Source organism: Streptomyces sp. NPDC007189 (assembly GCF_040703635.1).
GTDB lineage: Bacteria > Actinomycetota > Actinomycetes > Streptomycetales > Streptomycetaceae > Streptomyces.
In genome coordinates this window covers 44085-66468 of record NZ_JBEYEY010000024.1, presented here as the reverse complement: position 1 = coordinate 66468, position 22384 = coordinate 44085, and the positions used below count along the sequence as shown (strand labels likewise).

Below are 22384 nucleotides of genomic sequence, written 5' to 3'. Positions count from 1 at the left end.
GGCACCGCTGTCAGTGGTGCGGAATACGATCCGGGGATGCGAGCTTCAGGAACATTCAAAGTGGCCGACTTCACCCCAGCTCCGGTGCCCAGCCCGGCGATCGAGACCGCGGTACCCGTCGGCCTCGCCACGATGAACAAGCAGTACGAAGGCGAGGTCGTCGGGCGCTCCGCCACCTTGTTCACCGCGGCGTTCGACCAGTCCACCGGCACGGGCACCTATGTCGCGATGGAGTCCTTTGAGGGGGCGCTCCATGGCCAGTCGGGTGCCTTCAACTTTGCACACTCCGCAACCACCCTGGGCGAGGGCAGGCAAGGCGACTTCTTCATTATCGTTCCGGGCAGTGGAACCGGCGAGCTGGTCGGGATCACCGGGGCCGGAGGCATCGCCGTCGACCCGGACGGCACACACCGGATCTGGTTCGACTACGACCTCGGTCGATAGCCCGGCAGCTCAAGCCCTCGGCCAGAGTCCGATCGAAGCGACGGTGGCGCCACAACGACATTGAGTTCCGCGCTGACACCGGACAGCTGACGTTCCCCCACCCCTCCGTCTGCCTCACCCCTCTTTCCCATCGAGCATCACAGCCTGGCCATGGGGTGGGGAATCGGCCGACCGTCGACAGGATCGAGCCCGCAAGTGAGGACGAAAAGCCCAAGCCCCGCTGTACACAGGCCGACAAATGGGCCATGAACTACGCCGCCGCCAACCAGTTCTACGAAGGCCACCTGCGCGTGCCGCGCAAGCACACCGAGGAGACGATCGTCGGCGAAGACCAGGAGGAACGGCAGCTACGGCTCGGGGCATGGATCAGCAACCAACGCTCGCGGGCTGCGACGCTGTCACCGGAACGCGTCGAGCAGCTCTCCAACATCAGCATGCGCTGGACATAGCCGTGCGACTGCGAGACGTATCCACCATCTAGGACGGGCGACGGTCGGTCGATGACTCAGCTTGATCTTTAACCCTTGGCGAAGCCTCAGTGACAGGGGAAAGCCCGGCCACGCACAGCAGCGGGTCGATGAGCTTGAACCGCGCGTCTCCTGGCGAATCGACGTCCGAACGCCCTTACTTGGAGGCAAGACGTGCGAAGCCGACGGTGCTTGCAAACACCACTGCGGCCACGATGATTGCCCAGTTCACCTCCACCGCCCCGTCACTGACCTCGAGCGTCAGCAGACACGGCCCCGGAGCGTACTTGCGGCCATTCGTGACCAGCTCGCTCACCACCAGCTGGACCATGCCCATCGCACGGGCCGACACCGGAAGCCCATGAACCGCCTGCACATCCGCCAGGAACGAACGGGTCAGGGCGCGGGCCTCGGCGATTTCCTCGCTGCTCTCGAACGCGGCGGACACCGATGTCGGCCCGCTGACCAGGGACTCTCGTCCCTCGCCTTCTTCTGCCTGCACCATGCGGCCCGCCTTGCACCCTGAGCGTCTTCACCCGCTACACCGTTTGCCCCCGCAGCCTGGCTCCAGACTCGACAAACGGGTGATCCGACGAACCTTACTCAGCGTTGCCGCTTACCCGACGGGGTTCAGGAACACCCCCGGCACTCACCAATTGGCGACTGGCCCCAGACGCCGGAAGCGGGCTCTCAAATCGGGGCCCGTTTCTATAATTTCCGCAGTTCAGAAGGGTAACAGCGGCTTGGATGACGGGGCGCTACCAGCGGTGGAGGTCCTTGGTGAGTTCGCGGTGCCACTGGGTGCGGCGCGCCCCGTACTGCGCGGCCGTCTGGCCGACTCGATCCGCGACCGCGCCGTGATGCCCGTGTGGTTCGTGACCGTACTCGGTGCCGTGCCGCCGGCGAACAAGACGCAGGAATGGCTCGACCTCGCCACCCAGGTCCTGGCCTACCGGGTCACCTACGACATCACGGACCAGGTCGTCGCCCTCGGACCGGAACCCGACGAGGGCGCGAGCAAACATCACTCATGCGAGATGTGTTGATCACGTGGAGAGTGCAGAATTCCCTCACTCCGCAACCGCAGGTCCGCTAGGAACTTCGCATGTCTGATCAAGGGAAGACCTTGCGTGCGATCCTGGCGCTGTCGTCGATCGTCGTCGCTGCCTGCGCGTTGACGGTGACGATCAAGGTGGTGGCAATCGGCGAGCCTCGGCTGCTGGATCCGGACACTGTGGCACGAACTGCGGCTGCCGCAGCACGGGGACAGGACCAAGCGACCACCGACGGGGTCACCTGCCCGGCCGCCATCGAGGCACGAAAGGGCGCCACCTTCACGTGCGTCGTCTCGACCAAGCAGAACCCGACCGGCTTGGCAGTGGACGTCAAGGTCGTCGACGATCAGGGCCAGCTGTCAGCCCACTAGACGATCAAGTCCGATCTGGCCTCGATCTTGCATGAGGGTCCGTCAGCTCTCTGACGGACCCTTTGCGGTGAGTGTTGGTGGAGGTTTTCGGAGTCTGGGCAGGTCGCCCCCTCCGGAGCCCTTCGCCGTGGGTAGCGCCTGGAAAGTGCCTCCGGCGGTGACGGGAACAAGGACCTCACAGGTCGCGGTGCCCGTGCAGCTCCAGCGGCAGACCGTGCTCCGGGTCGGTGAGAGCCTGCACCAGCTCGGCCCGGCGCAGCCCGGTGTCGCAGTCGTGGTCCAGCTCCAGGATCCACCACTCCCCCAGCCGGGCCTCGTGACCGGTGACGACCTACGGGACGGCAACGGTATGCAGGAGTCCCAGGCGGCGGAGCAGGCCGCTGGGACGCCAGGCCGCCTCCCGCCAGACGGACTCGTAGGTGAGTGGACAGTCCAGGTGTCGCCGGCCAGCCAACTCGCCTCCGCCGTTGCTGCGGACCTGGTCGGCCAGGACGCTCTCCGCCTTCAGGAACGCGCGGCGGGAGAGGCCGGTGAGCTGGATGCTGGTTGGCTGACCAAGCCGGCGAAGTTCGATGCCGCGCTCGGTCCGCGCGCAGATCCGATCTCCCCAAGCTGATCCAGCTCATCTGGGACAAGAAGATGGACCCCGGCAAGGTCTTCGACCTTACCCTCCCCCTGGAGCAGGCCCCCAGCGGGCTACAAGGCGATGGACGAGCGCGCGCAACCAAGGTCCTGCCACCCGCTGAGCACCGGGCCGACAGCCCCGCTCGCGCCCTCCCCCCAAACGCACGGACGGAGAACCCGACCACATGGTCCTGATCTTGGTAACGGGAGCCTCGAGCGGGCTCGGCTACACGACGGCCGACGCGCTGGCCGAGGAGGGGCACGACGTGGTCGTTCACGCCCGCACCCCGGCACGCGTCACCGCCCCGGACAGGAGGGAGCCGGTGGGCGGGCGCGGTCACCGGGGATGCGGACCCCTACGGCGAGCAGTCATCTTCGGCGCCCAGCAAGCCAGTTGACTCCTACCACCGGCCTACGGCCACCCCGACCTGCCGTCAACCCACGCCATCGCCGGGGCTCGGACGGTACGACACCGAAGGCCGCCTTCAGTACGTCGGCCGCACCGCCACCCTGGCCCGGGCGGCGGGTGTCCGGGGGAGCACACGTGATCGGCCTGGTGCGGGGGTTCGGAGGAAGATCCTCGATCGCTGCCGGCGCATGGCTACCGTCCGCCGCATGCCGGTGGAGAACGTGCACGGAGGTCGACCGGACAGCCGGGCGGGCGGGTCGGACGTCAGGTGAGGAAGGCGGTCACCGTCTTGGTGAACCAGTCGGGGTCTTCCTCGGCGACGAAGTGCCCAGTCGGGGCGACCGCGCCCTGGACGTTGTCGGCGTGCGGGGCCAGGGCCTGGGCGGTGGCGGTGCCGGAGTGGGCGGAGCCGACGGCAAGGATGGGCATGGGCAGCTTCCGTTCGGCGAGCAGGGCGCGGTTCTCGCGGCCGTCGTCCAGGAGGGTGCGGTAGTGCTCGAAGCCGCCGCGCAGTCGTTCGCGGCCGGTGTACGCCTGGGCGTAGGCGGTGAGGTCGTGGTGGCTGAAGGTGCCGGGGTTGGACATGGCGGTGAATGTGGCGGTGACGAACTCCAGTTCGTGGCCGTCGAAGAGCATCTCGGGGCCATGGGGGCTCATGAAGAAGCCGAAGTGCCACATGCCGCCCTCGGCGACGTTCATCGCTTCCTCCAGGCCGAGGCCGGGCAGGAGGGAGTCGACCAGGATCAGGTGGGAGATGTCCTCGGGGTGGGCGGCGGCCCAGGCGAAGGCGATCATGGAGCCGATGTCGTGGCCGGCCACGGCCACGGGGCCGGTGCGGTTCAGGGCGGTGAGGATGCCGCGTATGTCGTCGGCCTGGTTGGTCTTGGCGTAGCCGCCCTCGGGCCGGTCGCTGTCGCCGGTGCCGCGCAGGTCGGGCACGACGACGGTGTGGTTCTGGGCGAGGTCGGGCATGACGCGGGCCCAGGCGCGTGAGGTCTGGGGCCAGCCGTGGAGCAGGACCAGGGCCGGTCCGCTGCCGCCGACCGCGACCGACAGGCGGGTGTTGTTGGTGTCGATCTGCCGTACGGAGAAGCCGTCGGGAAGCCAGTCGGCAGTGTTCACGGCAGGGGCCTTTCGTCGAGGAGAAGGGTCAACAGGTGTACTGAGGGGAAGGCCGTACCGAGGCGCTTGGGGTGAAGGGCTTCGCCACGGCAGGTGACGCGTGGCGGTGGCGACGTCGTGGTCACCCTGCGGGGGTGGCCAGCCGGCGCAGGCGTTCCTCGCCGATCATGGTCAGCATGTCGGTGTGCTGGGGCTGCCAGCCGAGGTGCTGCTGTGCCCGGACGGCGCGGATGCGGCCGGAGGCGGCCATGATGAGGGTGCCGAATTCGCCCCATACGCCGCTGGCCTCTTCGGGGGTGAGACCGCGTGTCGTGACGCCGAGGTCAGCGGCGACGCGTTCGGCGATCCAGCGGTTGGGGATCTCTCCGGCCACGGCGTGGTAGAGCCCGCCGGGCCGGCCCTTTTCCAGGGCGAGGCAGAACAGGTGGGTCACGTCGTCGATGTGGACGTGACTGTAGGTGTTCAGCCCTTCGCCGATGTAGCAGGCTGCCCCTGTCGTGGCGACCGACTGGTAGACCATCGACACGTGGCCGTGATCGCCGGGCCCCCAGATCAGACCGGGCCGGATGACCATCGCGCACAGTCCGTCCTGGGCCGCGGCCAGGACGGTGTCCTCGGCGGCCTTGCGGTAGTGGGCCAGGGGTTCGGGCGTGAACGGGTCGTCCTCGGCGAAGACGTCCGGGCTCCAGGCGCCCGCGGTGCGCTGGATCAGTACTCCGTTGCCGGACAGGAAGATCAGTGTCTTGTCCGTGCTGGTCAGCGTCCGGGTGAGGTCCTGGACGGTTGCAGTTTCCTGTTCCGGTCCGGTCTGGGCGGCGTAGATGACCGCGTCGGCGGCCTGGGCCGCGTCAATGACGGCGGGGCGGTGCTCGTCCAGGTCGCCTGCCACGGGGGTGATGCCCTGGGAGTCGAGGGTGGCGGCAGCGCTCTTGGTGCGGGCCAGCCCGGTGACCGTGTGGCCTTCGGCGGAAAGGTGCCGGGCGAGGGCGCCGCCGACGAAGCCGGTGGCGCCGATGATGAAGATGTTCATGGAGGCTCCTTCAAGAGGGCAGGGCGCTGAGTTCGCCGCCATCGGCGAACAGGACGGCGCCGTTGATGTAGGAGCTGGCCGGGCTCACCAGGAAGGAGACGATCTCGGCGATCTCGATTGGGTCTCCGGCGCGGCCGCGGGCGTTGGTCTTGTCCAGCATCGCGGTGTGCTCGCCGAGCATGGCCTTGGTGCCCTCGGTGTGCACGGGGCCGGGAGAGACGGTGTTGACGCGTACCCCGGACGGGCCGAACTCTGTTGCCCAGTAGCGGGTGAGGATCTCGGCGCCGGCCTTGGAGGCGCCGTAGGCGGCGCCGATGGGGGCGGGCATGCGGGCCGCGCTGGAGCCGATGATCACGATCGAGCCCTGGCCGCGCTCGGCCATACCGGGCGCCAGCGCGCCGACCAGCAGGAACGGGGCGCGCGTGTTGACGGCGACCTGTCGGTCGAAGCTGGCGGCGTCGGTCGCAGCGGTCGGAGCAAATTCGTACAGACCTGCGCTGTTGACCAGGATGTCCACCGCTCCGGCCTCGGCGGCCAGGCGCAGTGTGTCATCGGCGTTGGTGAGGTCTGCGGCGACGAAACGGGCGGTGCCGCCCTCTGCCGCGATCTCCTTGACCAGGGCTTCGCCGCGGACCCGATCACGGCCGTGCAGGACGACGTTCGCGCCCTGGGCGGCCAGGTTCTGCGCGATGGCCTTGCCGATGCCTGAGGTCGCTCCGGTCACGAGTGCGGTGCGGCCCTGCAAAGCGTTGTCGGCGCTCATGGTGATCTTCCTCGCTGTGGTCGTTCGGCGCGCGGCACGGATCACGGCCGGCACCCTTTACGGAATCCACTATGCATTCCAGATGTTCTGTTCGCAAGAACATCTGTTGTCGAGCGCATGTAATACGATGTGCGGGTGAGCGCATCCACGTCCGAGAACAAGAAACCGCGCGCCGAGGCGGAATCCCTGGCGCTGGACACCGACCTGGGCTGGGCGATCCGCATGGTCTCCGCGGCGTTCCGTCGCGTCGCCACCGACTCCGTCGCGGACCTGCCCGGCGGAGCCCGCGGCTACCTGGTCTTGGTGGCACTGGCCGGCGGTGGTGAGCCGCCGTCGCAGCTCGCCCTGGCCAAAGAGGTGAGTCTCGACCGCACCGTGATGACCTACCTCCTCGACGACCTAGAAGCCCACAAACTCGTGACCCGCAAGCCGGACCCGCGCGACCGGCGCGCCCGCCAGGTCCTCATCACCGACACCGGACGCGCCCGCCTGGCACAGGTACGCGAAAGCCTCGGCGCCGCCGAAGCACGCCTCCTCACCGACCTCGACCCCACGGACGCCGAGCAACTGCGGACGCTGCTCGCCCGCGTCGCCCAGACCGCGCAGCGCGAAGTCATCGCCCCCGACGAAGCAGAGTGCTAGCCACACACGGCCTTGCGGCGCAGCGGCAGGGCAGAGGGCCGAGCCGCCTATCGGTGGAAGAACACCCTCCTCACGGCTCGTGCGGCGCAGGCACAGCGTGCGCGCTCCGGCCTGCTGGGCCGGTGGCCGTGCCGCGGGCCCCGTGGGCGGCATAGGGGGCGTCGTCGCCGCCGCTCTCGGCCATCCAGTTCGCGGCGGTCTGCTCGCTGAAGACGAGCAGAGGGCTGAAGACGAACCCGGAAGCTCGGCGGCGAGGTCCATGAGCGAGGCGTTTCGGGTGGGCCTGGGCCGGACGCCGAGCGACTTGAGCCTGCCGGACAGACTGACCGGCTCCATCAAGGAGCTGTTTCCCGACCGCGGGTGAGGTGCGGTCGGGGCAGGTGGGGTGAGTGTCACGGTGCGGGGACGGCGCGGGCCAGGGCTTCCAGATCTCCAGGTGCTTTCTGGCTGCGTCTGATGGTGTTTGGGGGGTAAACGGGTCAGGATGAACCAGCACTGCTAGGACGCAAGGCGGACCGGATGGACCAGAGCGCGGGGGACGACGAGCGGGAGCCGCTCGTCAGCGAGTCCGTCTCGGTCTCTCAGGCTTTTGAGGGCAGCGAGGAGATCGCCGCGGCCCGCGACCTGGCGCGGTTATTTCTGCGGGACGTGCAGGCTGTTCACGGGCTGCCGGTGTCCGGCCGAGTGATGGGCATGGTGCAGGTCTTGGTGAGCGAACTGGTGACCAACGCCCGCAAATACGCGCCCGGACCGTGCCTGCTGACGCTCCAGATCGAGGACGGGACCGTACAGATCACTGTCTGGGACAGCAGCACGACGCTGCCGACGATCCTGCCCCCGGACCCCGGCCGGGTCGGACAGCACGGCCTGGAAATCGTGATGGCAGTCTGCGCGAGCTTTGCCGTCCACCGGGAACCGGTAGGCAAACGGATCACGGCCAGCGTCATGCTGGCCGATGATCCTGGCGGCGCGGCGGCCGGCCGACAGGCGCTCTGACGCGTAAGATCCAGCCGCGTTCGGGTGCTGTCGCGTCCGGCAATGGGTTGTGAAGCAGCGCGGCATGAAGTCCCCTGACCGGGCCGACGCCGCGGCTCTTGGCCGCGTACGAGCCGGAGACCCTGAACCAGCCGCGCCGGCGGTCTGCTCAACTGGGCAGGTGAGGCAGCAGCGTAGTGAGATCCCTGCGCACGCGTGCGGCCAGGACGGCCGGGTCGTTCGCGGTCCACTGGTGGGCCACGCCGACCGTGTCGGCTGCCTTCGAACGCGAGGAGCTCTTGTGGGGGAAGGCGCCGCCGGTCATCCGGGCGGTGAAGGTCGCAGGTGCCGGCGGGCGCGGCAGGAACAGCAGCGGGTCGTGCGGGGTGAAGTCGAAGTGACCGAGGCAGGCTGCGGGCTCCTCGTCGAACATCTGCGGCTCGGTCCAGTCCGACGCTGACCACCAGCCAGGCACGGGGGCGGTCCGGGTCGTTGCACAGCCACAGGCCGAACGTGCCGACCAGCAAATGCTCCTCCCACTTCCAGACCTTGGCCCGCGGCTCGAGGTCGGCGGCGCCCTCGATACGCAGCGGCATCAGCGCCTGCTCGAAGGGGTTGATCACATCGGTGTAAGCGGTGCGCAGGGCCGCGCTGGCAGCGTGGTCGACCGTCAGCTCCCGGTCCGGTGCGATCTCCCACTCCAGGCCGTCCGGCACCTGACCGTCCAGGTACTCGCGGATCGGATCGAGGACCGGCGGCAGATCGTCCTTGCCGCGCCGGGCGTGCTCGGCTGCGGGCAGGCTGACCCACCACGCGTAGTAGGGCGTTCCGCACTTATAGGAGTCATAGTCGACGCACCGCTCGTAGACGCAGCCGAGCGAGGCCGCCAGCTGCGTCATCGTCTCCCTGGTGCGCTCATCGAGGTCCGGATGCTCACCGGCGAGCTGCTGCCTGTCTTGGACCTCCAGCCGCTATACCACCCAGTCGAAGTCCTCCCACACCTCCGTCCGCTTCACACCCTGCACCACTGCCCGCCCCTCCGCCTGCTCGTTGCTGGTCGAAGGCCAGTACGTCAGCGCAGAGAGCGGGCCGGGCCGTGTTCGCGCGCACCGGCCACGGATGAGCGAATCGTCCGGGAGCACCTTCTGCCCCCCTTCGTGCCGCGCCCGTGTCGCGGGGTCTGTGGCCCCGTCGTACACACGAAGCATCAGCGACGAGAACGAGTAGCTGGAGTGCGTGGTCCGCTCATGACCGGTAGTGGTAGGTGGCGGCGGTGACGTTCGTCCAGCCGGCCTGGCGGATGAGGCCGATGACGAGGTTACGGAGGGCCGCCATCGCTCGGGGTGCGGTGCCTGTACGGACACGAGAGGCGTCCCCGGCGAGGGTCACGTCTCTCACGTGATGCAGGTCCTCGACCTGCCAATGCCCGCGGATCAGTTGTGCGAGTTGGGTTGGGGTAATACGCCTCCGCGACGCGATGTCGGGTTACGTTGAGTGGTCATCTTTGCTTCGAACCAGAGGCTTTCGCCTTCTCGCAGCCCTAAGCCGAGCCCATACGGGAATCCGATCGCACGATCAACGAGGCGGCCCACTCCGCGTCCTCGCCAACCAGTTCAGCCGTGGGGCCAGCTGTACTCACCCATGATCTCGTTGAGACGGTCTGCGTGCTGTGCTTCTGATGACTCGCCGCCTGACCCCCACACCGACGGCCCAAAGGGCCGCAGGGCGGCGTTCGGGCACGATGGGTCAAGGCTGACAGGATGCCCCCTCACCTCCTACGACGCGACGGCCGCATCTGACCGACTCCGATGAGGACCAGCCCGGAGAAGAGGAGAGCGTTCGCGCCGAAGAAGCGCAGCTCCCACGACGGGATTGGCACGATTGCGAAGTAGAACAAGCCCTGCACTACACAGGATGCGCCCAGGAGCAGCGCCCCAAGTCCGTAGACCGAGGGCCGGGTGACGCGGCGGACCATAAAAGGCGGCGTCCATCCCGTGCGTATCGACGCCGCGCCCAGGGCGATCAGCAGCAGTCCGCCGAGCATGCCCATGCCCACGAGCCATTCCACAAACCCTCCCGCTGTCTCTCGGGCCATCCGTGTGCCGTACACGGGCAGGCCACACGGCTGATCATCCAAGCAAACCGAGACTATGACCAGTCCTTCAAAAACAAGCTGCTGGATTCCTCATTGGATGTACACGTATCGGCGTCGTAGTTGGCGGGTGGGTGGGGCTGGCCGGCCCCAGACCCACCCTCAGGCACGGGCGTTGAGCTGCTGGGTGGCCACGGCTGTCGCCTGGGTGATGTCGTCGGGGTTGGCGAAGGACCGCCCTGCCAGGGCGGTCTCGCGGAAGATCCGCCACCAGCCTTCCTGCAGGTTCAGCCAGCACGCGCCGACTGGGATGAACGCGTGGCGGATCCGGGGGACCGCACGGCCGGTGCCGTCCGGGCCGGCTGGGCTGAGCGTGGCCTGCCGGGCCATCGCGTATTCCAGGCGGCCCCGGAAGTGCTCCGCCCGCGCCTGGATGTCCTGAGCGTCCAAAGGCATCCCGGCGCCGGGGACTTCCTCCAGCGCATCGCGCACCCGCATCAGCAGATCGGCTTCGGCCTGGGTGGTGGTGCTTGCGCGCACGTCTTGCCGCCTCCGCTGCGGCCATCGCCCTCGCCGGCGTCTTCTTCAGCGCCCCGGCCGCGTCCGTGGTGGATGCAGTGGTGAGTGGTGTTGGTGGACGGCACCCAAGTGCAACGACGCTTCCCTGTCGTACTCGCGGCACTCCCAGGGCACCTGCTCCCACCACCACGGCGTGCGCTACTGGTTCAAGTAGCCCTCGTAGCACGCAGGGTGCTCCCTCCTCTCCGGAGGGAGCACCCTGCGTTGCTTTCCAGCGTCGATTCCGGGAGCGGTGTCCGTACCCGCTCAGCAGGTCAGTGACGGTGCCCGCCCCGGTGGTCGCGGTCGTCGCCGCGGTGGTCACGGTCGTGTCCCCATGAGACGGCGTCGACGAAGCGGCCGTGGTCGTTGCGTAGGGTCGCGGTGTCACCGCGGTCTTCCCACACCTCGCGCCGCCGGTCCTGGTACAGGTCGGTGCGCGTGTCATGGCCGTGGCCGGTGTGGACACGGACCGTGCCCCGGCCCTTCAGCCACACGTGGTCGAAGGTGTAGGTGCGGCCCTCGTCGTCCGAGAGGGTCCAGCCGTCCAGGTTCACCGCCCGCCGGGTGGCGTTGGTGACGTCCACCCACTCCTTGTTCAGCGCCCGGTTGGAGCGGTCGTCGCGGCCCGGGACGTCGTAACGGATCTGGCTGATGTAGACCGCGGCGTGCCGCGGGTAGCCGGAGTGGTGGTCGGCGGCCGAGGCCGGCAGCGCGACCGCGCCCACAGCAGCGCCTGCGACAGCGGCGACAGCGGTGAGACGACGGACGGAAGAAGAAACGGACACAGAGGTCCCCCTTCATGGTGCCCACACCCAGCTCAGCGGCGGCCGTAACCGCACGTCGGACAGGATGCGTTGTGCGGGTGTGCGACCGGTCGGCCGCACACCCGCACCCTGCACGCCACTCCCCCACACTGTGAGGGAAATGCGAACGGTATTACCGATCCAGCAGATTTCTGTAACTCACATCTGTAATGACCATCTAAGTCCTGAATGCACTGTATTGACAGTATCTCAGGTCGGCCAGCCCCGGAAACACGGGCTTGACGCAAACGTCCACCAACTCCCGCCACCCCATCGCCCCGAAGGCGTTCACCCGAAAGTGTCGTCATGCGTACTGCCCCTGCCGTGCCTTGCCTGGTGTTCGCCTGCCTGCTGGTAGCGGGCTGCCCGACGTCAGCGGGAAGCGATGCGAAGGTCCCCGAACCCGCCGACGGCGGGCGGGTCGCACTCAGGTGGGTCCGCAGGCGCGCTGCCCGTCGGGCCGGGCCCGCAGAAGGTGTACCGCGTGCAGCAGCAACTCGCGGCAGGCCGCTGCCACTACCGCACCGAGAGCGGGGAACCGCTGCCGGATCCCAACCGCACGCCGGGCGCGATCTCCCCCGCGGTCACACAGGCCGACCTCAGGCAGACGGTCTGCCGAAAAGGCGGCTACACCAAGAAGATCCGGCCGCCGGCCTCCATCACGAACCGGGAGAAGCGGCTCAACGCCGCATCGTACGGCTACACCGGCCGACTCGGCGACGCCGAGTACGACCACCTCATCAGCCTCGAACTGGGCGGCGACCCCAACGATCCCCGCGACCTGTGGATGGAAGAACCCGACCCGGGCCACCGACCCCACGGCGGCGTCAACAACAAAAAGGACCCCGTCGAAGCGCAACTGCACACCGCAGTACCTTCGGGTACCGCACAAACACGTGGAGACCATCGTGATCGGCGGCGACGGCCAGGAGCAGGAGGTCCGGCAACGCCGTCACCCTCTTCGGCCCTCGTACCACCGCCGCCCATCACGCCCGGCCCGCCTCAGCAGGCCGCCCCCTCCCCACACGACCGCCGTCGACGCTTCACCTGGCGCTCACTCCTGTCACGCCGCTGGCACCGCTGACCATCCCCGGCTTCGCCCCGCCATGGCGGGGCGAAGCATCCCCCGTCCGAGATGCAGACTACGGACCGAAATACCAAGGGCGGTCGCGCCAATATCCGCCAAGACCGCCCTTGGTAGCCCGCTCACCTCGCGGCCGCATGTCCTGTGCGGCGTGCCGTGGTGGGCATCAGGTATGTCTGCTGTGCTCGCAAGGAGCCGCGAGCTGTCGTTGGCTTGGCATCAGACGGATGGATGCTCAGGGTGCATTCACGCCGAAGTCCTGTGTCGTGTTGTTCGCGGCGCCGGGGCTGTCGATGTTGTGATTGATGCTGATGTTGTTGAACATCGGGAGGACGCCGCTGAGGTTGATGGGCAGGACCGACCCGCCGCCTCCTCCCCCGTTGTTCCCGCCAGTCTGGTCGTAGGTGATGGTCACCATGGCCGGTCCGGTTGCGGGTCCGGAGGTACCACCCGCCGGGACGTGGTTCGCTCCGCCGCCGCCACCACCGGGCCCCAACGAACCGTCGGAGCTGATGGAGTCGCAGCCCCCGCCGCCACCGCCGCCGAACCAGCCAGCTCCGCCACCGCCGCCGCCGATGCTGCCGCCGCCCGTGCCGCCGACACCGCCTGCGCCCGGGGTGCCCGGCGTACCGGAGAAGACGCATGCGGCTCCGCCGGCGCCGGCGGTTGTCTGGGTTCCGCCGCCTCCGCCTCCACCGCCGTCCGATCTGCTGCCGCCGGTCTGTCCGGTGCTGCCGGCATTTCCTCCGGTGGCCTCAGCGTTGGAAAATTCACTGCTCAGGCCGCTTCCCCCGCCGCCTCCGCCGCCCGCGACGATCAGGCGGGGGTCGGTGGCTGCGACACCGGTCAGGGTGCAGCCGGGGCTGGCCGCGCTGCAGGTGCGGACATCGCTGGAACCACCGCCGGCACCGCCCACCGCACTCCCCCCTCCGCCACCGGCGCCCCCGCCCGTGCCGACGTTGACATACAGCGTGGTGGTGCCCGACGGCACGGTGATGGTGCCGGTGACGGTGGCGCCGTTCCCGCCCACGCCTCCGTTAGGTCCGTTCTCGCCTGCGGCGCCGGTGGCGGTGACCGTCAGCTGGGTGACGCCGGACGGGACGGTGAACGGCTGGTTGGCGCCGGCATTGAAGGTGACGGTCACGGGCGCCGCCTCGGCGGGCGTGGCCATGGGGACCACCAGCGCCGCCGGCAGCGCCGCCGTGGCGAGCAGGAGAGCAGCACGCCGGGCCGGACACCGTAGCCTCTCAGCTGTGACTGCGGCTCCACGTCGTTGGGACACCGCATGTTTCACGCTCAGTCTCACGCTCGGACTCCTCGAGAAGGGATGCCGAAAGCCGGGGGCACGGCGGACAGGGTTTGATGTTCCGGTCCCTGCGCAGGACCGCCTCACGATCAAGCCACACCCGTTCATGTCAGCCCTCAGACACACCGTCACAGCGGTCCGCGATCCACCTTCGTGGAGGAAGTCGTCGGATCAGGTGATGAGCTGGACGGCGTGGGCGAAGCGGGCCCAGCCCTGCGTGATCTGCGGTTGCACAACCCCGAAGACGCCACCGGCGAGAGCGAGGTTGTGCATGCGGGCCACTGCCTGGACAGCGTGGTGGAGGCCGTCGCCCCGTTGCCGGCAGTCGCGAAGGATCTTGTAGTTCTTCATTCGGGAGAAGACGTGCTCGACGCGTGCGCGGACTTTACGGTGGGCGGCGTTGTCCTCTTCTTCGCCCCTCAGCAGGGACCGTCCGGGGCGATTGCGGTGCCGGACGAACAGGCCGGTGTTGATATAGGCGCCGTCGCCGAGTACCGCCACGCCCTTGCAGTGCCCGGCCAGACCGGAATCCCGCCAGGACTTTTGCATCCGCGGTCGTGCCCGGCACCGGGCGGGCCGCCACCACCAGGCGGGTCTCCGCGTCCACGATGACCTGCACATTCGCCGAGAACCGATAGTTTCGGGAAGAGGCACCCACCGTCCGGTCGCGGACCGGGATGAGGGTGCCGTCCACGATCCACAACCGCTCGACGGCCTCCCGGGAGGCCCGGGCCGGCTCGAGCGCGAGCAGCGGCCCGAGCCGCTGGATCACCCGGCACACGGTCGCGGGCGAGACACCGAACAACGGGGCGAGCCGCCGCATGGTGAGGTTCGTTCGGTAGTACACGGCCACCAGCAGCACCCGCTCAGCCAGCGGCAGCAGCCGCTCCAATATTGGACGGTCGCGGAGGCCGTGGGACATGCGAGACCGGATCGGCTGCACCACCTGCTGGTAGGAGGCCGGAAACAACTCGAATGGTCTAGCGCTACTTCGGGGTTGATTTGGTCTGGGATGTTCTGATCAGCTTGCTGTCCGGGTGAACTTGGAGGGAAATAGAGATGGCCTACCGGGGGAGTTCGCGTTGCACGCCGTGCCAGATCCGGCGCATGACGAGACACTGACTTCAGGAGGGACTCGTGGGTACCCGAATAGGAAAGACCAATAGGATCAACGCGCTCATTGCGGCGCTGGTAGCCGTCCTAATGGTCTCCGTCACGGCAAGCACCACAGCATGGAGCCAGAGCCGGGAGGATGGCCCCGGGGCTGAGCAGTCGACCTTCCCGCAAGCGGAAGCGCCCCCCGGTTTCCAGTCCAAGTACGCGGAAGTCAGCGGCTTTCGCATGCACTACATGCAAGGCGGCAAAGGTTCGCCGTTGGTGCTGATCCACGGCTTCCCTCAGACGTGGGCCGAGTGGCGCGATCAGATGGGCCCACTCTCTAAGAACCACACCGTGATTGCCGTCGACCTGCGCGGCATGGGCAACTCCGAGCTCACCAAGAGCGGCTACCAGACAGCGCAGATGGCCAGGGACGTACATGAGTTGCTGAAGCAGCTGAAGCTGAACATCGGAGTCCAGATCGTCGGCCACGACATCGGCTTGTGGGTCAGCTACGCCTACGCGGCCCAGTGGCCGTCGGAGGTGCGCCGCATGGCCGTGATGGAAGCTCCAATCCCGGACGAGAGCATCTACACCTACCCTGCTCTGGAGGCCGATCCGAACAAGCCCTCGGCGTGGCACTTCGGCATGTTCCAGCTGCCTCTCGCCGAGCAGCTCATCGCCGGCCACGAGCGCCCCTTTGTCGAGGGATTCATCGGCGAGTACTTGGGCAACGACAAGTCCGCGTTCACATCGTCCGACTACGACTTCTACGTCCACTACCTGAAGCGGCCGGGGCGCACCACGGCCTGGATGAACGTGTACCGCCAGCTCCGCGAAGACATCCGGCAGAACGCGAAGTTCGCGGCCAAAGGCAAACTGAAGATGCCCATCCTGGCGATCGGCGGCTCGGAATCGTTCGGTGACAGTATCGCCGTCCAATGGCGTAAGTACGCCATGAACGTCGACGGTCAGGTCCTGAAGAGTTCGGGTCACTGGGTGACCGAGGAGAAGCCGCAGGAAGTGACGGCCATGCTGCAGTCCTTCCTGCAGAAATAGGTTACTGTCGGCAGCCGCATCAACCCCGGCGCGGAGACCCGGGGAACAGGTGCCGTCCTGCGGCTTCCGGCGCGGATCGTGTGCCGTCTGTGCGTGGCGCTGGACTGGTTACTCCTGTCCAGCGCCTCGTGTTTTGCCGGCCCGGTTCCAGCGCTCAGGGTGGTGGGTTAGCGCTCCGCGAAAAGCGGCCAGCCGGACATGAGGCCGCCATCGAGGGTGAGCACCTGACTGGTGAGGTAGGAGGCCTGCTCGGAACCGAGGAAGAGGACCGCGTCGGCGACCTCCTCGGGGGTGCCGGGCGCGGAGTTGACGGCGTCGCGCGCGGCGTCATTGCCGGTGACGCGGTCGTACATGCCGGTTCTGATGAAACCGGGTGCGACCGCGTTGACCCTGATGCCGTGAGCGGCGCCCTCCAGAGCGGCGGCCTTGGTGATGCCAATCACCGCGTATTTGCTGCCCACGTACAGGGCGGCCTCGGGGTTGAAGGCCACGTCGATGCGTCCGTGGAGATGGACTGCTCGGTCCATGAGGTTCTTCATGTCTGCGTCGAAGCGCACGTCGGCTCGGACGAACGTGGCCCGGCCGCCGAGTGCTTCGAGTTCCTTGGCGAATTGCTCGCCGGGCTCCTGGTGGCGCCCGGAGATGACGAGGTTGGCGCCTTGGCGCGCGTATGCGAGCGCGGTGACGCGACCGATGCCGGTCAGCGCTCCGGTGATCACGACGGTGCCGAACCGCCAGGTGGACGGAGGCTCTGGCACACAGCATGCAGAAGGTCGGGCACACGCAGCCTTCACGCGGCTCTGGCCCAGCCGAGGTACCTGACGGCGCCCTGGCGGTACGCCGGACGGAGCCCCTCAGTCGACAAGTACGACAGCAGGACCGGCTGGCCCATCTTCACGAGGCCTCTGGAGTCCGGCCACATCGTCGAGAGGCTCGATACCAGCCACGGCATGGTCCGTGTCGAAGTACGGCCGGTTCAAGGGGACAGCCACCTCGGGCACCTGTTCCCCGACGGGCCCAGCGACCGCGGACGACTGCGGTACTGCATCACTCCGCCTCCCTGTGCTTCGTCCCCCTGGAGGATCTGGAGCAGGAGGGCTACGGCCAGTACCTGAGCGTCTTCGAGACGACGGAAGAAGACGCCGCCGAGAGCCGATGACCGGCAACCAGGGCAGGGCCCCGGAACTCGAACGGCATGGCGGCTCGGCGCCCCGTCTTGCGGCTCGGGGCCCAGCAGGGCCCCAGCCGATACCCGTGTACAGCAGTACGGAAAGCGCTCATTTGCTGCGGCGCCCAAGGGGTCGAGTCCCCTCCACGGATCGGAGGCGGCCAAGATAATCAGACCCCCTTCAATGGGATCATTCGCCGCGCTGAGCCAGAAGACGTCCGCTGAACCTCACGAGCAACGGAACCGTCAGGCCAACGAGAAGGACCGCACAGTGACCAGGAACATCGACAACCTGCGCCCAGAAAACGGCGCCATCGTGTTCGCCTGAGCAGATCCCCACCGCTGTCACCGCAGGCCGCCTGGCCTACGGCGATGGCACGACCCGGACCTTCCAACCCGACGGGAACACCTCCTACTTCGAGACAGGACGCCAGACGGAGGGCACCTGCTCCGTCGACGAGAAGGGCGCTTCTGCTCCTTCTGGCCGCCCTCCTACCAAGCGTCCTACGATCTGCGCTGGGTGGTGGAAGGGGGAGCAGTCGTCGGCCTTCGGTTCTCCGACCTGAGGAGCGGTACCTGCTTCGACGGCCGTTTCCAGTAGCCACAGGTTCCGCTTGAGGTGACAAACCCGAGCGGTGGCCCACCAGCTTCCAGCGGGCCCCGCCTTCCGGTCGTGGCGGGCACCACGGAGCTTGCCGCGCCGACGGCGACGGCGTGCCATCCGCAGGGGAGGCCATGGGTGGCTCAGTCGGCGCCGACGGGGATCGACAGTACTGTGATGCCGCTCATGTCGAGCCACACCGTCTCCGGCGCGCGCACCAGACGTAGCATGACTTGTCCACACTGCTGGCAGCGGGCCACCACTCCCGGTGCCTGGCGGTATACATGCAGCCGTGCGACGGGCCCTGTGCTGCTGCAGTGCGCGCACTGGCTGGTCGCTGCTGTCAGGTCGACCGCGAAGAGTTCGGCCAGAGGGCCGGCCAGCGCGTTGCCGTCGATGTAGCCGCCCTCTGCGTCGCGTGGGATACCGTTGTCTGCCGGTGTGCCTGCCGTCATCTCAGTCTTCTCCTCCGCCGAAACGCTCCGTGCGGACTCGCTCGGGGTCGTGTCCGAGGAGCACCAGGTAGGCAGCTGCCTTCTCGACGAATGCCGTGGGTCCGCAGACGTAGCAGGTGGGCGCGAAGTCCGGTGGCCATCCGTGGCGTGCCAGGTCGTCGGGTGTGATGCGGCCCGGGGGGCGCGCGGACTGCTGTGGCGCGTCCCGGGTGTAGATGTGTGTGACGTCGACCCCCGGTGTTCCTTGGCGGATTTCTGGCCCGTACAGCAGCTCGGTCGGCGATCGCAGGGAGTACAGCACCCGGAAGGGAACCCGGCTGCCGGCCGCACGCCGCGAGCGGATCATGCACATCAGCGGCACCAGCCCGGAGCCGCCAGCCACGAGCAGGACCGGTTCTTGCTGTTCCGGCTGCCAGACGAACCAGCCTCCGACCGGTCCCCGCAGCTCCAGCTGGTCGCCGGGCATGACCTCGTCGACCAGGTAGGGCGAGACCTCGCCATCAAAGACGCGTTGTACTGTCAGTTCCAGGCGCGTTCCGTCCGGGGCCGAGGCGATGGAGTAACTGCGTTGTGTGCTGTAACCGTCTTGCGCGGTCAGCCGGATGTCCACATGCTGGCCTGCGAGATGGCCGGGCCATTCCGGCACCTCCAGCACCAGTGTGACGGCCGTAGCGGACTCAGCGCGACGTTCTGTCACCTCGGCGATCCTCCATCGGAGCCGGTCGCCTAGTCTCCTCGATACCGCTGCTCTTGCCACGGGTCTCCGTAATTGTGGTAGCCGGCGCTCTCCCAGAACCCCGGGGTGTCGTTCTCCCGCAACTCAAGTCCATGCACCCACTTCGCGGACTTCCAGAGGTAGAGGTGCGGGACGAGCAGTCGGGCCGGACCGCCATGCTCGGGGGCGAGCGGCCGGCCGTCGTAGCCGTAGGCGATCCAGGCCTTGCCGTCCAGAAGATCTTCCAGCGGGAGGTTCGTGGTGTAGCCCCCGTAGGAGGAGACGAGGACGTACGCGGCAGCCGTCTCGACATCGGCAAGCAGGACGTCCAAAGACACTCCCTGCCACCGGGTGCCGAACTTCGACCACTTGGTCACGCAGTGGAGGTCTGCCGTCGGGGTTTCTGACGGCAGCTTCGTGAGGGCGGCCCAGTCCCAGTTGTGCCTCCTCCCGGTCTCCGTGGTGACGGACAGCTCCCACTTGTCTGTGCTTATCCAAGGCGTGGGCCCGGCCGAGAGGACCGGAAAGCCCGTGGTCTCGTACTGTCCGGGTGGCAGCTTCCTGCCTGCGGGCGGCCGTCGGCCGTGGAAACCGCGCGAGATGATCGGCATGCTTTCCGTCCAATCGGCTCGTCGTAAGCAGGGCTAGACGCCCCTAAAAAGTATCAGCGACGGGTAACACAGGCCTCTTATCTCCCTTCTCTCCCACAGCCCTCAGCGGCACCTCCGGCCTTCGGCGCGCTGGCGGTCCAGACATAGAGCAGTCAGTCGAAGTGCCCGGCGGCCGCCAAATGAGCGCGCAGCTTCCTGCGCGCGTCGAAGATGGATTTGTACAGCGCGTTCGAGCTCAGCGGCCAACGCCTCCGGAGGAACGCCGTGCATGACACCGCCGCGAAGACACGCCGCTGGCGCGCACAAAGGCCCGTGTCGACGGCCCCCGTGCGGCCTGGGCAAGCTCCTCGGCTTGCCAGTGGCTTGCCGGGTCGCTGCCCGGGCGGCGGTCGGGGATGCGTCCACACGCGACTACCTCGAAATGACGCTCGGGTTGCGCCACAAGTGATAACCCGGAGGGTGCGGCTGGTGCTGGAGTAGCCACACGGCCTGCCGGTTGCGGCAGGGAAAGGCCAGGACGCGGCCCTCGTCCGTCCATGCCGCCTACGGCTGCGGCAGCCGGCCGATGTGTGGGGGGCCGCAGCGACGGCATGCCAGCCGCGCGGGCGGGACAGCACCCAGACGGGTGCCACGTACTCGGCCGTGTCCGTGTGGGTGCGGCCGGTCAGCCAGTCCTCTGGTGTTCTCTCCGAGGGCGGGGAAGAAATTGCTGGCCTTGGTGCCAGATTTCGGCCCTGCCTGCGAGGGGTGGTGTCGGCTGTCCAGCGGCAAGGACGGTGGCGTCCCAGACGATCCGCACGACGGGCATCCCCAGCGCGGAGTCTTCGTCCCAGTCGGAGCGGTCCATGGCCATGGACCGCCAAGTGCGTGCCGAACTCGACGCCTGGATCCACCGGCTCGCGGACTGACGCCCGTGGCCTTGGCGTGGCTCAACCCATATGTGCCACCGCGTAGTCCGCGTCTGAGGACGCCGCGTCCTCAGGTGTCGCTTCCGGCCGCGAGGCCGTACTGCGCCAGAGCCGGCGGCAGGACGAAACGGTCGCCACCAGCAGCAGCCCGTGGCGGATCAGCTAGGCGTGCTCTCGTCCTTTCGTCAGGTCGGATCGCCCGGTGGCTGCCAGTCCTGTGTGTGCGGCCGCGTCGAGGGCCCCGGACTGGGAAGGTGATGGTGTCAGGTGGCGGTGGTCTACGGCGTCTCCTGATCGCGCTGGTAGGCGGCGAGGAGGAAGAGCCAGATCTCGCTGACGGTGGGGAAGGGGGCGATCGCGTGCCTGAGCCGTTTGAGCGGGACCTCGCCGGCGACCGCGATGGTCGCCGAGTGCAGGAGCTCGCTGACGCCGGGGCCGACGAATGTCACTCCGAGCAGGATCTCCCGGTCGAGGTCGACGACCAGCCGGGCGTGGCCGTGGTAGCCGTCGGCGTAAAGGTTGGCGCCCTGGGCGGCGTTGAAGTCGAGGTCGACGGTCTTGGTGCGGTACCCGGCGCGCTCCGCCTGTTCCGCACTAAGGCCCACTGCGGCCGCCTCGGGGTCGCTGAAGAAGACCTGGGGTACGGCGTGCTGGTCGGCGGTGGTGGCGTGGTCGCCCCAGGGCTCGTCGTCCAGCGGGCGGCCGACGGCACGGGCGCCGATGGCGTCGCCTGCGGTCCGGGCCTGGTATTTGCCCTGATGGGTGAGAAGGGCACGATGGTTGACGTCGCCGAGGGCGTACAGCCAGTCGCCGTCGGCATCCTGCACCAGGCAGGTGGTGTCCACGTCGAGCCAGGAGCCGGGGGTGAGGCCGACCGTCTCCAGGCCGATATCGTCGGTAGCGGGGGTGCGGCCGGTGGCGCACAGGACCTCGTCGGCCTCCAGCTCGCCGCCGTCGTCGAGGGTGAGAGTGACCGGCCCCTGCGGGTCCGGGCGGCGCAGGGCGGTCACCTGGACGCCGATCCGCACATCCGCGCCCGCCTCTCTCAATCCCTGAGCGACCAGTTCGCCGGCGAAGGGTTCCATGCGGGGGATCAGGCGGCGACGGGCGAGCAGCGTGACCTGGGAGCCGAGGCCCTGCCAGAGAGTGGCCATCTCGATGCCGACTCCGCCGCCGCCGATGATGGCGAGGCGGGTGGGCACGGTGCTGGAGTCGGTGCCCTGCCGGTTCGTCCAGGGACGGGCCTCGTCCATGCCCGGGATGTCGGGCAACGCCGGCAGGCTGCCGGTGGCGATGGCCACCGCGTGCCGGGCCGTGAGGGTCTGGCGGGCGCCGTCGTCACGGGTGACGGTGACGCGTCGGGGCCCGTGGAGACGGCCGTGGCCACGGAAGAGGTCGGCTCCGATGGACTTGAGGAACAGAGCCTGTCTGGTGTCGTCCCAGTCGGAGACAGAGCGGTTGCGACGAGCGAAGACGCCATCGGCGTCGAGCCGGCCGGTGACGGCCTGCCGGGCACCGTCCACGCGCCGGGCGTCGGCGACCGCGATGACCGGCCGCAGAAGCGCCTTACTGGGCACGCACGCCCAGTACGCGCAGTCACCGCCGACCAGTTCCCGTTCCACGACCGCTACGGAGAGGCCGGCGGCACGGGCGCGGTCGGCGACGTTCGCACCGGCCGGGCCTGCGCCGAGCACGACCACGTCGTAAGGCACGCCTGCCCTGGTTTCGTGCGGTTCGCTCATGTTCTTCCTCGCAGACCTCGGCGATCTCGGCGTCGGTGACGCCCACGGCCCGGGCAGTCTTGAGCTGCGTCTCGTCGTTTTGGCCGCGCCCGCGGGCAATGGCGTAGGACAGGGCCAGCAAAGCGGCGGCCTGCGGGTCGGCGGACTCCGCGTTGCGGGCACGCTCCAGCTCCCCGGCGTCGACCTTGGCGACGCCCGCCCCTATGTGGGTGTGGGCGGATGGGCAGTAGGTGCAATTGTTGTACTCCGCGGTGGCGGTCGCCAGCCGTTCCCGGACCG

25 protein-coding genes and 3 pseudogenes are annotated in these 22384 nt (G+C 68.3%); 13 read left to right on the top strand and 15 right to left on the bottom strand.

Annotation, left to right across the window (positions count from 1 at the left end; translation table 11 throughout):
- Nucleotides 1-36: 36 nt before the first annotated feature.
- Nucleotides 37-444: a DUF3224 domain-containing protein gene (locus tag AB0950_RS35650; RefSeq protein WP_366780288.1), complete on the top strand. Its 408-nt coding sequence runs from the start codon at nt 37-39 to the stop codon at nt 442-444.
- Nucleotides 445-626: 182 nt separating this feature from the next.
- Nucleotides 627-893 (top strand): annotated as a pseudogene (locus tag AB0950_RS35645) (helicase associated domain-containing protein); the annotation flags it as partial.
- 247 nt (nt 894-1140) lie between these two features.
- On the opposite strand, the pseudogene AB0950_RS35640 reads toward AB0950_RS35645, so the two are convergent.
- Nucleotides 1141-1416 (bottom strand): annotated as a pseudogene (locus AB0950_RS35640) (ATP-binding protein); the annotation flags it as partial.
- Between the two features lie 262 nt (nt 1417-1678).
- Between AB0950_RS35640 and AB0950_RS35635 the strand changes: the two are divergent.
- The 3 genes from AB0950_RS35635 (at nt 1679) to AB0950_RS35625 (ending at nt 3359) form a co-directional block, all read left to right on the top strand.
- Nucleotides 1679-1957 (top strand): hypothetical protein, encoded by a 279-nt coding sequence (locus tag AB0950_RS35635; protein WP_360161524.1) that lies wholly within the window; start codon nt 1679-1681, stop codon nt 1955-1957.
- 59 nt (nt 1958-2016) lie between these two features.
- Complete coding sequence (locus AB0950_RS35630; protein ID WP_360161522.1) at nt 2017-2337, top strand: DUF4333 domain-containing protein; 321 nt, start codon at nt 2017-2019, stop codon at nt 2335-2337.
- Between the two features lie 809 nt (nt 2338-3146).
- Entirely contained in the window at nt 3147-3359 is a 213-nt protein-coding gene (locus AB0950_RS35625; protein ID WP_366780287.1) for an SDR family NAD(P)-dependent oxidoreductase, read from the top strand.
- Between the two features lie 275 nt (nt 3360-3634).
- Here the strand turns inward: AB0950_RS35625 and AB0950_RS35620 are convergent, their stop codons facing one another.
- From AB0950_RS35620 to AB0950_RS35610, 3 genes are all read right to left on the bottom strand, one after another.
- Nucleotides 3635-4492 (bottom strand): alpha/beta hydrolase, encoded by an 858-nt coding sequence (locus AB0950_RS35620; RefSeq protein WP_366780286.1) that lies wholly within the window; start codon nt 4490-4492, stop codon nt 3635-3637.
- 121 nt (nt 4493-4613) lie between these two features.
- A complete protein-coding gene (locus tag AB0950_RS35615; protein ID WP_366780285.1) occupies nt 4614-5522 on the bottom strand; it encodes an NAD-dependent epimerase/dehydratase family protein in 909 nt (302 codons plus the stop codon).
- Nucleotides 5523-5532: 10 nt separating this feature from the next.
- A complete protein-coding gene (locus AB0950_RS35610; RefSeq protein WP_366780284.1) occupies nt 5533-6285 on the bottom strand; it encodes an SDR family oxidoreductase in 753 nt (250 codons plus the stop codon).
- A 135-nt stretch (nt 6286-6420) separates the two neighbouring features.
- On the opposite strand from AB0950_RS35610, the gene AB0950_RS35605 reads away from it, so the two are divergent.
- Together AB0950_RS35605 and AB0950_RS35600 are read left to right on the top strand one after the other, a co-directional pair.
- Nucleotides 6421-6927: a MarR family winged helix-turn-helix transcriptional regulator gene (locus tag AB0950_RS35605; protein ID WP_360161514.1), complete on the top strand. Its 507-nt coding sequence runs from the start codon at nt 6421-6423 to the stop codon at nt 6925-6927.
- Nucleotides 6928-7446: 519 nt separating this feature from the next.
- Complete coding sequence (locus AB0950_RS35600; protein ID WP_366780283.1) at nt 7447-7923, top strand: ATP-binding protein; 477 nt, start codon at nt 7447-7449, stop codon at nt 7921-7923.
- Between the two features lie 148 nt (nt 7924-8071).
- On the opposite strand, the gene AB0950_RS35595 is transcribed toward AB0950_RS35600, so the two are convergent.
- The 3 genes from AB0950_RS35595 to AB0950_RS35585 all read right to left on the bottom strand — a co-directional run bounded on the left by AB0950_RS35595 (nt 8072) and on the right by AB0950_RS35585 (nt 10534).
- Nucleotides 8072-8335 carry a hypothetical protein gene (locus AB0950_RS35595; RefSeq protein ID WP_360575983.1) on the bottom strand — a complete coding sequence of 88 codons (264 nt, stop codon included), beginning with the start codon at nt 8333-8335 and terminating at the stop codon, nt 8072-8074.
- Nucleotides 8336-9670: 1335 nt separating this feature from the next.
- On the bottom strand, nt 9671-9970 hold the full coding sequence (locus tag AB0950_RS35590) for a hypothetical protein (protein ID WP_366780282.1): 300 nt from the start codon (nt 9968-9970) through the stop codon (nt 9671-9673).
- A 186-nt stretch (nt 9971-10156) separates the two neighbouring features.
- Nucleotides 10157-10534 (bottom strand): hypothetical protein, encoded by a 378-nt coding sequence (locus AB0950_RS35585; RefSeq protein ID WP_366780281.1) that lies wholly within the window; start codon nt 10532-10534, stop codon nt 10157-10159.
- Here AB0950_RS35585 and AB0950_RS35580 point away from each other — a divergent pair.
- Entirely contained in the window at nt 10515-10727 is a 213-nt protein-coding gene (locus tag AB0950_RS35580; RefSeq protein WP_366780280.1) for a DUF3761 domain-containing protein, read from the top strand. The two genes, AB0950_RS35585 and AB0950_RS35580, sit on opposite strands and share 20 nt — an antisense overlap.
- Before the next feature lie 100 nt (nt 10728-10827).
- On the opposite strand, the gene AB0950_RS35575 is transcribed toward AB0950_RS35580, so the two are convergent.
- A complete protein-coding gene (locus AB0950_RS35575) occupies nt 10828-11280 on the bottom strand; it encodes a lamin tail domain-containing protein (protein ID WP_366780279.1) in 453 nt (150 codons plus the stop codon).
- A 562-nt stretch (nt 11281-11842) separates the two neighbouring features.
- Here AB0950_RS35575 and AB0950_RS35570 point away from each other — a divergent pair.
- The gene (locus tag AB0950_RS35570; protein WP_366780278.1) at nt 11843-12442 is read left to right on the top strand and encodes a hypothetical protein; all 600 of its coding nucleotides are present in this window, start codon (nt 11843-11845) and stop codon (nt 12440-12442) included.
- Nucleotides 12443-12677: 235 nt separating this feature from the next.
- On the opposite strand, the gene AB0950_RS35565 is transcribed toward AB0950_RS35570, so the two are convergent.
- Complete coding sequence (locus AB0950_RS35565) at nt 12678-13613, bottom strand: hypothetical protein (protein WP_366780277.1); 936 nt, start codon at nt 13611-13613, stop codon at nt 12678-12680.
- 387 nt (nt 13614-14000) lie between these two features.
- Nucleotides 14001-14718: pseudogene (locus tag AB0950_RS35560) on the bottom strand (transposase family protein); the annotation flags it as partial.
- A 167-nt stretch (nt 14719-14885) separates the two neighbouring features.
- Between AB0950_RS35560 and AB0950_RS35555 the strand changes: the two are divergent.
- Entirely contained in the window at nt 14886-15905 is a 1020-nt protein-coding gene (locus AB0950_RS35555) for an alpha/beta hydrolase (RefSeq protein ID WP_366780276.1), read from the top strand.
- 167 nt (nt 15906-16072) lie between these two features.
- On the opposite strand, the gene AB0950_RS35550 is transcribed toward AB0950_RS35555, so the two are convergent.
- The gene (locus tag AB0950_RS35550; RefSeq protein WP_360576517.1) at nt 16073-16663 is read right to left on the bottom strand and encodes an SDR family oxidoreductase; all 591 of its coding nucleotides are present in this window, start codon (nt 16661-16663) and stop codon (nt 16073-16075) included.
- Between AB0950_RS35550 and AB0950_RS35545 the strand changes: the two genes are divergently transcribed.
- Both AB0950_RS35545 and AB0950_RS35540 read left to right on the top strand, forming a co-directional pair.
- The gene (locus AB0950_RS35545) at nt 16565-17020 is read left to right on the top strand and encodes a peptide-methionine (R)-S-oxide reductase (protein ID WP_360161498.1); all 456 of its coding nucleotides are present in this window, start codon (nt 16565-16567) and stop codon (nt 17018-17020) included. The genes AB0950_RS35550 and AB0950_RS35545 overlap by 99 nt on opposite strands.
- Nucleotides 17021-17257: 237 nt before the next feature.
- Nucleotides 17258-17401 carry a hypothetical protein gene (locus AB0950_RS35540; protein ID WP_366780275.1) on the top strand — a complete coding sequence of 48 codons (144 nt, stop codon included), beginning with the start codon at nt 17258-17260 and terminating at the stop codon, nt 17399-17401.
- A gap of 416 nt (nt 17402-17817) precedes the next feature.
- Here the strand turns inward: AB0950_RS35540 and AB0950_RS35535 are convergent, their stop codons facing one another.
- The 3 genes from AB0950_RS35535 to AB0950_RS35525 are packed head-to-tail and all read right to left on the bottom strand — an operon-like array spanning nt 17818 to nt 19455.
- On the bottom strand, nt 17818-18129 hold the full coding sequence (locus AB0950_RS35535) for a DUF6510 family protein (RefSeq protein WP_360161494.1): 312 nt from the start codon (nt 18127-18129) through the stop codon (nt 17818-17820).
- A 1-nt stretch (nt 18130) separates the two neighbouring features.
- A complete protein-coding gene (locus tag AB0950_RS35530; RefSeq protein WP_360161492.1) occupies nt 18131-18886 on the bottom strand; it encodes a ferredoxin reductase in 756 nt (251 codons plus the stop codon).
- Complete coding sequence (locus tag AB0950_RS35525; protein ID WP_360161490.1) at nt 18856-19455, bottom strand: sulfite oxidase-like oxidoreductase; 600 nt, start codon at nt 19453-19455, stop codon at nt 18856-18858. Before AB0950_RS35525 ends, AB0950_RS35530 begins: the two co-directional genes overlap by 31 nt.
- A 776-nt stretch (nt 19456-20231) precedes the next feature.
- On the opposite strand from AB0950_RS35525, the gene AB0950_RS35520 reads away from it, so the two are divergent.
- Entirely contained in the window at nt 20232-20363 is a 132-nt protein-coding gene (locus tag AB0950_RS35520; RefSeq protein ID WP_366780274.1) for a hypothetical protein, read from the top strand.
- A gap of 278 nt (nt 20364-20641) precedes the next feature.
- On the opposite strand, the gene AB0950_RS35515 is transcribed toward AB0950_RS35520, so the two are convergent.
- A complete protein-coding gene (locus AB0950_RS35515) occupies nt 20642-22105 on the bottom strand; it encodes an NAD(P)/FAD-dependent oxidoreductase (RefSeq protein WP_366780273.1) in 1464 nt (487 codons plus the stop codon).
- Nucleotides 22106-22384: the final 279 nt, after the last annotated feature.

Coding starts and splice junctions, on each gene's coding strand:
- AB0950_RS35525 (WP_360161490.1), bottom strand. CDS start 19,455: ATGCCGATCATCTCGCGCGGTTTCCACGGCCGACGGCCGCCCGCAGGC.
- AB0950_RS35630 (WP_360161522.1), top strand. CDS start 2,017: ATGTCTGATCAAGGGAAGACCTTGCGTGCGATCCTGGCGCTGTCGTCG.
- AB0950_RS35565 (WP_366780277.1), bottom strand. CDS start 13,613: ATGGCCACGCCCGCCGAGGCGGCGCCCGTGACCGTCACCTTCAATGCC.
- AB0950_RS35615 (WP_366780285.1), bottom strand. CDS start 5,522: ATGAACATCTTCATCATCGGCGCCACCGGCTTCGTCGGCGGCGCCCTC.
- AB0950_RS35650 (WP_366780288.1), top strand. CDS start 37: ATGCGAGCTTCAGGAACATTCAAAGTGGCCGACTTCACCCCAGCTCCG.
- AB0950_RS35610 (WP_366780284.1), bottom strand. CDS start 6,285: ATGAGCGCCGACAACGCTTTGCAGGGCCGCACCGCACTCGTGACCGGA.
- AB0950_RS35535 (WP_360161494.1), bottom strand. CDS start 18,129: ATGACGGCAGGCACACCGGCAGACAACGGTATCCCACGCGACGCAGAG.
- AB0950_RS35600 (WP_366780283.1), top strand. CDS start 7,447: ATGGACCAGAGCGCGGGGGACGACGAGCGGGAGCCGCTCGTCAGCGAG.
- AB0950_RS35540 (WP_366780275.1), top strand. CDS start 17,258: ATGGGATCATTCGCCGCGCTGAGCCAGAAGACGTCCGCTGAACCTCAC.
- AB0950_RS35595 (WP_360575983.1), bottom strand. CDS start 8,335: ATGTTCGACGAGGAGCCCGCAGCCTGCCTCGGTCACTTCGACTTCACC.
- AB0950_RS35625 (WP_366780287.1), top strand. CDS start 3,147: ATGGTCCTGATCTTGGTAACGGGAGCCTCGAGCGGGCTCGGCTACACG.
- AB0950_RS35515 (WP_366780273.1), bottom strand. CDS start 22,105: ATGAGCGAACCGCACGAAACCAGGGCAGGCGTGCCTTACGACGTGGTC.